The 10,003-nt window shown below is 73.0% G+C and carries 8 protein-coding genes and 1 pseudogene; 8 read left to right on the top strand and 1 reads right to left on the bottom strand.

Features of this window, described 5'->3' with window-relative positions; all coding sequences use genetic code 11:
* Window positions 1-564: 564 nt before the first annotated feature.
* From AC061S_RS43645 to ilvD, 3 genes are all read left to right on the top strand, one after another.
* Entirely contained in the window at window positions 565-1,398 is an 834-nt protein-coding gene (locus tag AC061S_RS43645; RefSeq protein ID WP_478691441.1) for a sugar phosphate isomerase/epimerase family protein, read from the top strand.
* Window positions 1,395-2,054 (top strand): TetR/AcrR family transcriptional regulator, encoded by a 660-nt coding sequence (locus tag AC061S_RS43650; protein ID WP_478691442.1) that lies wholly within the window; start codon window positions 1,395-1,397, stop codon window positions 2,052-2,054. The genes AC061S_RS43645 and AC061S_RS43650 overlap by 4 nt, the downstream gene beginning before the upstream one ends.
* Window positions 2,055-2,201: 147 nt before the next feature.
* The gene (gene ilvD / locus AC061S_RS43655) at window positions 2,202-4,055 is read left to right on the top strand and encodes a dihydroxy-acid dehydratase (protein WP_478691443.1); all 1,854 of its coding nucleotides are present in this window, start codon (window positions 2,202-2,204) and stop codon (window positions 4,053-4,055) included.
* A 93-nt stretch (window positions 4,056-4,148) separates the two neighbouring features.
* On the opposite strand, the gene AC061S_RS43660 is transcribed toward ilvD, so the two are convergent.
* A complete protein-coding gene (locus tag AC061S_RS43660) occupies window positions 4,149-6,284 on the bottom strand; it encodes a serine/threonine-protein kinase (protein WP_478691444.1) in 2,136 nt (711 codons plus the stop codon).
* 106 nt (window positions 6,285-6,390) lie between these two features.
* On the opposite strand from AC061S_RS43660, the gene AC061S_RS43665 reads away from it, so the two are divergent.
* The 5 genes and pseudogenes from AC061S_RS43665 to proC all read left to right on the top strand — a co-directional run.
* Window positions 6,391-6,693 (top strand): peptidase, encoded by a 303-nt coding sequence (locus AC061S_RS43665; RefSeq protein ID WP_478691445.1) that lies wholly within the window; start codon window positions 6,391-6,393, stop codon window positions 6,691-6,693.
* Between the two features lie 100 nt (window positions 6,694-6,793).
* Window positions 6,794-7,345 (top strand): hypothetical protein, encoded by a 552-nt coding sequence (locus AC061S_RS43670; protein ID WP_478691446.1) that lies wholly within the window; start codon window positions 6,794-6,796, stop codon window positions 7,343-7,345.
* Window positions 7,346-7,404: 59 nt separating this feature from the next.
* Window positions 7,405-8,226, top strand: a complete 822-nt coding sequence (locus AC061S_RS43675) for an ABC transporter ATP-binding protein (protein WP_478691447.1) — start codon at window positions 7,405-7,407, stop codon at window positions 8,224-8,226.
* Window positions 8,223-8,960 carry an ABC transporter permease gene (locus AC061S_RS43680; RefSeq protein ID WP_478691448.1) on the top strand — a complete coding sequence of 246 codons (738 nt, stop codon included), beginning with the start codon at window positions 8,223-8,225 and terminating at the stop codon, window positions 8,958-8,960. The genes AC061S_RS43675 and AC061S_RS43680 overlap by 4 nt, the downstream gene beginning before the upstream one ends.
* 114 nt (window positions 8,961-9,074) lie before the next feature.
* Window positions 9,075-9,878 (top strand): annotated as a pseudogene (gene proC / locus AC061S_RS43685) (pyrroline-5-carboxylate reductase); the annotation flags it as partial.
* Window positions 9,879-10,003: the final 125 nt, after the last annotated feature.

Genomic DNA, 10,003 nt, shown 5'->3' on the forward strand with positions numbered 1-10,003 from the left:
CGACAGGGCGCGGGCTACTTCTGCGCCACAAATCACGCTTTACGTCCCGGCCGACACCCCACCCCGCCCCCGTCCCCGTCTCGGGCCGCCGCCTCCAGCCCCGCCGGAGGGTGGGTCTCCTCGGCCGCCCGGTGTTGGGCCGTTTCAGCCGCCGGCGGTGGGACTCATCTCTTCAGCCGTCCGGTGTTGCGCCGTTTCAGCCCGCGGCGGTGTGTCTCTTCAGCCGCCGGGGTCTGGTTTTTCAGCCGTCCGGCGTTTGAGGACCGGGGTCTGGGGCGGAGCCCCAGGGGGTCCGGGCGGAGCCCGGGGCCCCTTCCCAGCCCGTCCGGCGTTTGAGGACCGGGTCAGGGCTGGCCCTGGGAACGGTGGAAGGGCGGGTAGGGGAACTCCGCCCCGCAGGCCCCCCCGGGGCGGCTGCCCCCAGGGCCTGGTCAGGCCCCGGGGCTCGTGGGGCGCGGCGCCCAGGGCCCGGGCGGACCGGGGCTTCGTAGGGAGGCGGCCCGGTGGCGCCCGGGGCTCCGTGGGGGCGGCCCGGGGCCACCACGACCCCGATACCCTGTCCCCGTGGCAAAACCAGTCCGGATCCCGACCGCGAAAGTCGCCCTCTCCACCGCCTCCGTCTACCCGGAGTCAACGGCGACCGCCTTCGAGATCGCCGCGCGCCTCGGCTACGACGGCGTCGAGGTCATGGTCTGGACGGACCCCGTCAGCCAGGACATCGACGCCCTGCGCCGCCTCTCCGACCACCACCAGGTCCCGATCCTGGCCATCCACGCCCCCTGCCTCCTCATCACGCAGCGCGTCTGGTCCACCGACCCCTGGACCAAACTCCAGCGCGCCCAGGCGGCAGCCGAGAAGCTCGGCGCGTCCACGGTCGTCGTCCATCCGCCCTTCCGCTGGCAGCGCCAGTACTCCCGCGACTTCGTGACCGGCATCTGGCGGATGGCGGACGAGACGGACATCCGCTTCGCCGTCGAGAACATGTACCCCTGGCGCTACCGCGACCGCGAGATGCTCGCCTACGCGCCCGAGTGGGACGTCACCAAGGACGACTACCGCCACTTCACGGTCGACCTCTCGCACACCGCGACCGCCCGCACCGACGCGACCGCGATGATCGACCGGATGGGCGACCGCCTCGCCCACATCCACCTCGCCGACGGAAACGGTTCCGCGAAGGACGAGCACCTCGTCCCCGGCCGCGGCAGCCAGCCCTGCGCCGAGCTCCTGGAGCGGCTCGCCACCACCGCCTTCGACGGGCACGTGGTCATCGAGGTCAACACCCGCCGCGCGATGTCCTCCGCCGAGCGCGAGGCCGACCTCGCCGAGGCCCTGGCCTTCACCCGCCTCCACCTCGCGACGGCCCCCGGCCCGGTACCCGGAACCCCGCACCCGTGACCGAGCCCCTCCCGGACCCCACGACGGGCCCCACGACGGGCCCCGCCCCCGCGAAGCCCCGCCGCGGCCCCGGCCGCCCCCGCCAGGACGAGGCCGACGACGGCCCCGGCACCCAGGAGCGCATCCGCCTCGCGGCCCGCGCCGAGTTCGCCGCGCGCGGCTACGACAAGACCTCCGTCCGCGGGATCGCCAAGGCCGCCGGCGTGGACCCGGCCCTGGTGCACCACTACTTCGGCAGCAAGGACGATCTCTTCGCCGCCGCGATCGAGCTCAGCATGGAGCCCGCCCTCGTCCTCCCCGCGATCCTCGGCGCGGGCCCCGACGGCATCGGCGAGCGCCTGGCCCGCTACTTCCTCGGCGTCTGGGAGAACCCGGTCACCCGGGCCCCGCTGCTCGCCGTGATCCGCTCGGCCCTCACCCACGAGGCCGCCGCGAAGGTGCTCCGCCGGCTGATCCTGCACCGGCTGCTGGAGCGGATCGCGGCCGACCTCAACGTCCCCGACCCGACCTTCCGCGCCGAGCTCGCCGCCTCCCACATGGTCGGCATCGCGATCCTGCGCTACGTCGTCCAGGTCGAGCCCCTCGCCTCGGCGGACCCGGAGACCATCATCGAGCTGGTGGCCCCCACCCTCCAGCGCTACCTCACCGAGGAATGACCGGACCCGTGCCCAATTACTGAGCCGCCCGTCCCGGGATCCGGACGGCCCGTCCGAATCCCGGGCAGGGGGCGTAGCCTCGTAACCGAGCCATATCCACAGTCGCGGCAGGCGCACGCGTCACCGCACACATGGGGAGAGAACCCGATGCCCGAGCTGAGGTCCCGCACCGTCACCCACGGCCGCAACATGGCAGGCGCACGTGCCCTGATGCGCGCCTCGGGCGTAGCGAGCGCGGACATCGGGAAGCCGATCATCGCGGTCGCCAACTCCTTCACGGAGTTCGTCCCCGGCCACACCCACCTGGCCCCGGTCGGCCGCATCGTCTCCGACGCGATCCTGGCCGCCGGCGCCGTCCCCCGCGAGTTCAACACCATCGCGGTCGACGACGGCATCGCCATGGGCCACGGCGGCATGCTGTACTCCCTGCCCTCCCGCGACCTGATCGCGGACTCGGTCGAGTACATGGTCGAGGCGCACTGCGCCGACGCGCTGATCTGCATCTCCAACTGCGACAAGATCACCCCCGGCATGCTGATGGCCGCCATGCGCCTCAACATCCCGGTCGTCTTCGTCTCCGGCGGCCCGATGGAGGCCGGCCAGGCCACCCTGGTCGACGGCACCGTCCGCAAGCTCGACCTGATCGACGCCATGGTGGACGCCGCGAACGACAGCGTCTCCGACGAGGACGTCCTGCGCATCGAGGAGAACGCCTGTCCCACCTGCGGCAGCTGTTCCGGCATGTTCACCGCCAACTCGATGAACTGCCTCGCCGAGGCCATCGGCCTGGCCCTCCCCGGCAACGGCTCGGTCCTCGCGACGCACACCGCCCGCCGCGCCCTGTACGAGGACGCCGGCCGCACGATCGTCGAGATCACCAAGCGCTACTACGAGCAGGACGACGAGTCGGTCCTGCCCCGCAACATCGCGACCCGCCAGGCCTTCGAGAACGCCATGGCCCTCGACATCGCCATGGGCGGCTCCACGAACACGATCCTGCACCTCCTCGCCGCCGCGCAGGAAGCCGGTCTGAAGTACGACCTCACGGACATCGACGAGATCTCCCGCCGGGTCCCGTGCCTCGCCAAGGTCGCGCCGAACGTGGCGCCCGGCGGCACGTACTACATGGAGGACATCCACCGGGCCGGCGGCATCCCCGCCCTGCTCGGCGAGCTGCACCGCGGCGGTCTGCTGAACAAGGACGTCACCACGGTCCACTCCGCCAACCTGGAGGACTGGCTCGCGAAGTGGGACGCCCGCTCCGGCACGGCCCCGGACGAGGTCATGGAGCTGTGGCACGCGGGCCCCGGCTGCCAGCGCTCCGCCTCCGCCTTCTCCCAGTCCGAGCGCTGGGACACCCTCGACCTCGACGCCGAGGGCGGCTGCATCCGCTCCGTCGAGCACGCGTACTCCAAGGACGGCGGCCTCGCCGTCCTGCGCGGCAACATCGCGCTCGACGGCTGCGTCGTGAAGACCGCCGGTGTCGACGAGTCGATCTGGACATTCGAGGGCCCGGCCGTGGTCTGCGAATCGCAGGACGAGGCCGTCGACAAGATCCTCCGCAAGGAGATCAAGGCGGGCGACGTGGTCGTCATCCGCTACGAGGGCCCGCGCGGCGGTCCCGGCATGCAGGAGATGCTCTACCCGACGTCCTTCCTCAAGGGCCGCGGCCTCGGCAAGGTCTGCGCCCTGGTCACTGACGGCCGCTTCTCCGGCGGCACCTCGGGCCTGTCCATCGGCCACGCCTCCCCGGAGGCGGCCTCGGGCGGCTCCATCGCGGTCGTGGAGGACGGCGACCGCATCCGCATCGACATCCCGAACCGCTCCATCGAGCTCCTGGTCGACGAGGCCACGCTGGCCGCCCGCCACGCGGCCCTGGGCGGCGTCTACGCCCCGAAGAACCGCGAGCGCAAGGTCTCCGCGGCCCTGCGCGCCTACGCGGCGATGGCCACCAGCGCCGACAAGGGCGCCGTCCGCGACGTCAGCCTCCTGGAGCGCTGACTCCCGGAGCGCTGACACCCGGAGCGCCGGCCCCGCCCGGCAGCCGACGCTTCCCGGCCCCGTCCGACACCCTCGGACGGGGCCGTCCGCGTCTCACCAGCCGGCGGGATCCCCCGCCGCCACCGCGAACACGCTCCCGTCCGGAGCCGAGGCGTACACCCGGCCGTCCCCGACGACGGGCGCGGGCAGGCTCGCCGCGAAGGTGTCCGTCCCGGAGCCCATCCGGGGCTTGGTCTGCCCGGCCGGCTTCCCGGCGGCGTCGAAGGCCAGCAGCCGCCCGTCGGGCGCGGTCAGGAAGACGCGTCCGTCGGCGAACACCGGCCGGGACGCGCTCGCCAAGCCGGTCTCCACCCGCCAGTCCTCCTTGGCCGCGCCTACGGCGGCCAGCGCGCCGGGGGCTCCGAAGACGTAGACCACTCCGTCGGGTCCCACCGCCGCCTGAGATTCGTAGAGCGGCGTCGCCAGTCGTACGCGGGTCACGGCACGCGTGCCCAGGTCGACCCGTACGACCGCGCCGGTCCTGCCGTCCGCGTCGCTGTCGAGCAGGTACATCCCGCGCCCCGCGACTCCGGCCGGCCGCACCAGCCCGGCCGTCCGGGTCTGCCAGAGCACCGTCCCGCTCGCCGGGTCCACGGCGGAAAGCTGCGTCGACTTGCCGTCGGCCTTCGGCGTGGCCCCGTACAGCACGGTCCCGCCGGGTTCCTCCGGTCCGGCCCACCACACGGAACCCGGTCCGCCGAGCGGCTTCGTCCAGCGCGCGGAACCGGTCGCCGCGTCCAGTGCCGTGAGGGTTCCGCCCGTCGAGGCGATCAGCACGCCCGCCGCGGCGGACACGACGCGTGAGCCTCCCGGGAGGTTCCTTCTCCAGCGCTCGGCACCGGTCGACAGGTCCCGTGCCTGGAGGAGTTCGCTGCCCTGGGCCATCACGAACACGAGTCCGCCCCCGAACACGGGCGCGCTGCTGCTCGCCGCCGGGGCGCCGGGCGCCGCCGCCGGTACGGTCCACAGCGCGGACCCGTCCGCGGGGTCGAGCCGTGCCACGGCCGAGCCCGGCCCCGAGCAGTACAGGGCCGGCGCCTGCCAGGAGCACGCCGCCCCGCGCTCGCCGAGCCGTACCGACCACGGCAGGTGCCGCCCGGGCGCGGGCGCCGGCGGGGCGGTACTCGGCTTCGCGGCCGTGCCACCAGAGGCGGAGCCGGTGCCGGTGCCGGACCCCGGCCCGTACCCGGACCACACGTATCCGCCGACGGCCCCGGCCGCCAGCAGCAGCCCGAGCCCCGCCGAGACGGCCGCCCGGGTCCGCCGCCCGCCTTCGGGGGCCCGGGGGACGATCCGCTCCCGGCGGTGCGTGGCCTCGTCCCCGCCGACGGGTCTCCTCGGCTGCGGGATGAAGGCCTGGGTGTCCAGATCCGTCGGGTACGCCACCGCCCGCAGCGCCGCGATCAGCGCGTCCGCGCTCGGCCGGTCCGCGGGATCCTTGGCCAGGCACTGCGCGACGAGCGGCACGAGCCGCTCCGGCAGACCGGTCAGGTCGGGCTCGCTGTGGACCACCTGGTACGCCACGAGGTAATGGCTGTCCGAGTCGAACGGCCCCCGGCCGGTCGCCGCGTACACGAGCACGGCGCCCAGGGCGAACACATCGGCCGCGGTCCCCACCTCGCGGGGCCGCTGGAACTGCTCGGGCGCCATGAACGGCGGGGTCCCGATCAGCTTCCCCGTCTCGGTGCGCAGATCGCTGTCGGCCGGCCGCGATATCCCGAAGTCGATGACCCGCACCCCGTCCGGGGCCATCAGCACGTTGCTGGGCTTCAGATCCCGGTGCACGACGCCCGCCCGGTGGATGTCCCGCAGGGCCTCCGCCAGCCCGGCGGCGAGCCGCGCCAGCTCGCGGGCCTCCAGCACCTGTTCCCGTACCCGCTCGGAGAGCGTCGGGGCATCGATGAACAGGGTGGCCATCCAAGGCCGTTCGGCATCGGGATCGGCGTCCACGACGGGCGCGGTGAACGCTCCGCTCACCCGCCGCGCGGCCGCGACCTCCTGCCGGAAGCGGGCCCGGAACTCCGGGTCGACGGCGTGCTGCGGATGGACGATCTTGACGGCGAGTTTCAGCCCCGACTCGGAGGTGGCCAAGTGGACGACGCCCATGCCGCCCGAACCGAGCACGGACTCAAGCCGGTACTGCCCGGCGTACTCCGGAAAACCCGCGTAGTCCGCCCGCGCTGAACGCACCGCTCACCACCCCCGCCGGAGCCTAGTCGATGGGCCGTGCGAATCTCCAAGGGACTGCTACCCTGCGCGGGTTGCGCAGGGCAACGCCCTAGGGGGGTTATTCCACATGTCCGTTGAGAGCGATTCAAGCCAAGTCCAGAGCCTCGCCTCGGGGTCGGGATTCCCGACGTTCCCGATCGCGCCCGGCTACCGCGTGAACGTCCGCAGCGGTCCCGGCACCAACTACTCGGTCACCCGGGTCCTGCCGCTCGGCGCGTCCGTCGGCATCCGCTGCCAGTGCCAGGGGACGACCGTCACCGGCCCGTACGGCACCACGTCCATCTGGGACAACATCGCCAACGGCGAGTTCATCTCCGACGCGTACGTGAAGACCGGCAGCGACGGCTACGTCACCAGCCGCTGCGGCTGAGACCCGCACGCACCCATCCGGCCCATCCCCGGGTCCGCCACCCGGTCTGACCCGTGAGACACCCCGGGCCCTCCCCTCTCGGCGGGGGATAATCGCTGGTGTGAGCGACGACCAGCGAGACCAGACCCCCGCCGAGCCGGCTGCCGCCGAGGGCGCGTCCCCGGCGCAGCCCGTGGTGCCCCCCGGCCCCGAGCCCGAGCCGATCCGGTTCTTCGGCACCACCTGGGTGAACCACGACGGCGGCTACGGCGCGCGCCGCGTCGGCGCGGCCCTCGGCTCGCTGGCCCTCGCCGTCGTCAGCGCCTTCCTGCTCCGGTTCTCCTACGAGGGCCTGGAGATCGGCAACGTCGGCGCCTTCCTCAGCATCTCGGTCGTCATCCTCTTCGCGATCGCGAGCTCCATCGCCTTCGCCAAGACCTGGGAGTCCTTCAGCCGCCGGCCGGCCCCGTCCTCCGACGAGACCGCCCTCAAAGGCCTGAAGGCCATCGGTTTCATCGGCAGCCTCATCGCGTACTTCCTGCGCTGCTTCGTCGAGGCCCCCGGCGAGACGCTGCGCCGCACCGAGTACGAGCGCGCCTCGGCGGAATTCACCCGCCGGCGCGGTTCCCGTACCGGCAACCCGGCCGCCCGCCGCCCCAAGCGCAAGAAGTAACCCCCGGGCGTGCCCCGCGAGCCTTGCGCCGGGGCACAGCCGGGAGCATTATTCATCACATGATGAATAACCAAGGGGCCGCCGCCGTCCACGCCGACGGCCTCACCGTCCGCCGCGGCACCGGCCGCAGCCCCCGTACCGTCCTCGACGCCGTCTCCTTCGACGTCCCGCGCGGCCGCATCACCGGCCTCCTCGGCCCCTCCGGCTGCGGAAAGTCCACCCTGATGCGCGCCATCGTCGGCACCCAGGCCCACGTCACCGGCACCCTCGCCGTCCTCGGCCACCCCGCCGGCCACCCCGGACTCCGCTCCCGCATCGGCTACGTCACCCAGGCGCCCTCCGTCTACGACGACCTCACCGTCCGGCAGAACCTCGACTACTTCGCCGCGATCCTCGACCCCGGCCGCGCCGCCGCCGAGCGCCGCCGCGAGACCGTCACCCGGGCCATCGCCGACGTGGACCTCACCACCCACACCACCGCCCTCGCCGGAAACCTCTCCGGCGGCCAGCGCAGCAGGGTCTCCCTCGCGGTCGCCCTCCTCGGCAGCCCCGAGCTCCTCGTCCTCGACGAGCCGACCGTCGGCCTCGACCCCGTCCTGCGCCGCGACCTGTGGAACCTCTTCCACGACCTCGCAGCCGGCCGCGGCGCCACCCTCCTCGTCTCCTCCCACGTCATGGACGAAGCCGAGCGCTGCCACGACCTCCTCCTCATGCGCGAGGGCCGCATCCTCGCGCAGGACACCCCCGACGCCCTGCTCGCCCGCACCCGCACCGGCACCGTCGAAGAGGCCTTCCTCCACCTCGTCGACGCCGCGAACGCCGAAGCCAAGGCCGCCGGCGCCACCGCCACCACCCCGGCCCCCCACGGGAGCACCCGATGAGCACCGCCCGCACCACCGCCACGGCCGCCCGCGTCCTGCGCCAGCTCCGCCACGACCCGCGCTCCATCGCGCTGATGCTGCTGGTCCCCGTCGTGATGCTGGTCCTGCTCCGCTACGTCTTCGACGGCAGCCCGCGGACGTTCAACAGCATCGGCGCGTCACTCCTCGGGATCTTCCCCCTCATCACGATGTTCCTGATCACCTCCATCGCCACCCTGCGCGAACGCACCTCCGGCACCCTCGAACGCCTCCTCGCCATGCCGCTCGGCAAGGGCGACCTCATCGCCGGCTACGCCCTCGCCTTCGGCGCCATGGCGGTCCTCCAGTCCCTGCTCGCCACCGGCGTCGCCCTCTGGGTCCTCGGCCTGGACGTCGTCGGCTCCCCGTGGCTGCTCCTGCTCGTCGCCCTCCTCGACGCCCTCCTCGGCACCGCCCTCGGCCTCTTCGTCTCCGCCTTCGCCGCGTCCGAGTTCCAGGCCGTCCAGTTCATGCCGGCCGTGATCTTCCCCCAGCTCCTGCTGTGCGGCCTCTTCGCCGCCCGCGACACCATGCAGCCCGTCCTCGAAGCGATCTCGAACGTCCTGCCCATGTCCTACGCCGTCGACGGCATGAGCCAGGTCCTCACCCACACCGACATGACCGCCGACTTCGTCCGCGACGCCGGCATCGTCGCCGGATGCGCCCTCCTGGTCCTCACCCTCGGCGCCGCAACCCTCCGCCGCCGCACCCCTTGATCGGAACGGCCTGACCGGACTGCGGACAGCCCGTCGCGGTTCCGTGCCGGAGTGCAAGGATGAGGACGCAAACCATGCACGCGTGCACGAACAGTTCGGCGAGGTGAATCGGGCATGACCCAGACAGTCGCAGTCCTCGGTACCGGCAAGATCGGCGAGGCCCTGCTCAGCGGGATGATCCGCGGCGGTTGGCCCGCCTCCAAGCTCCTCGTCACCGCCCGCCGCCCGGAACGCGCCGAAGAGCTGCGCACCCGCTACGGCGTCGAGGCCGTCACCAACGCCGAGGCCGCCAAGCGCGCCGACACCCTCATCCTCACCGTGAAGCCCCAGGACATGGGCAAGCTCCTCGAAGAGCTCGCCCCGCACGTCCCCGCCGACCGCCTGGTCATCAGCGGCGCGGCCGGCATCCCGACCTCCTTCTTCGAGGAGCGCCTCGCCCAGGGCACCCCCGTCGTCCGCGTCATGACGAACACCCCCGCCCTCGTCGACGAGGCCATGTCCGTCATCTCGGCCGGCAGCCACGCCACCGCCGCGCACCTCGCGCACACGGAGGAGATCTTCGGCGGCGTCGGCAAGACCCTGCGCGTCCCGGAGTCCCAGCAGGACGCGGCCACCGCCCTCTCCGGCTCCGGCCCCGCCTACTTCTACTACCTCGTCGAGGCCATGACCGACGCGGGCATCCTCCTCGGACTGCCCCGCGCCCAGGCCCACGACCTCATCGTCCAGGCCGCCGTCGGCGCCGCCGTCATGCTCCGCGACAGCGGCGAACACCCGGTCAAGCTCCGCGAGGCCGTCACCTCCCCGGCCGGCACCACCATCAACGCGATCGTGGAGCTGGAGAAGCACGGCGTACGCGCGGCCCTGATCGCCGCCCTCGAAGCGGCCCGAGACCGCAGCCGCGAACTCGCCTCCGGCAACACCTTCACCGTGCCCAAGGCCACGCATCCGGTGGTGGCGGCGCGGGTCATGGACCTGCAGGACCCCCGGTTGAAGATGGGGAAGTCGGGGGACGCGGGGCCCGGGGTGGTGTTCCTCCTCGACGA

The organism is Streptomyces sp. CA189 (assembly GCF_056428985.1).

Coding starts and splice junctions, on each gene's coding strand:
- AC061S_RS43665 (WP_478691445.1), top strand. CDS start 6,391: ATGTCCGTTGAGAGCGATTCAAGCCAAGTCCAGAGCCTCGCCTCGGGG.
- AC061S_RS43675 (WP_478691447.1), top strand. CDS start 7,405: ATGATGAATAACCAAGGGGCCGCCGCCGTCCACGCCGACGGCCTCACC.
- AC061S_RS43680 (WP_478691448.1), top strand. CDS start 8,223: ATGAGCACCGCCCGCACCACCGCCACGGCCGCCCGCGTCCTGCGCCAG.
- ilvD (WP_478691443.1), top strand. CDS start 2,202: ATGCCCGAGCTGAGGTCCCGCACCGTCACCCACGGCCGCAACATGGCA.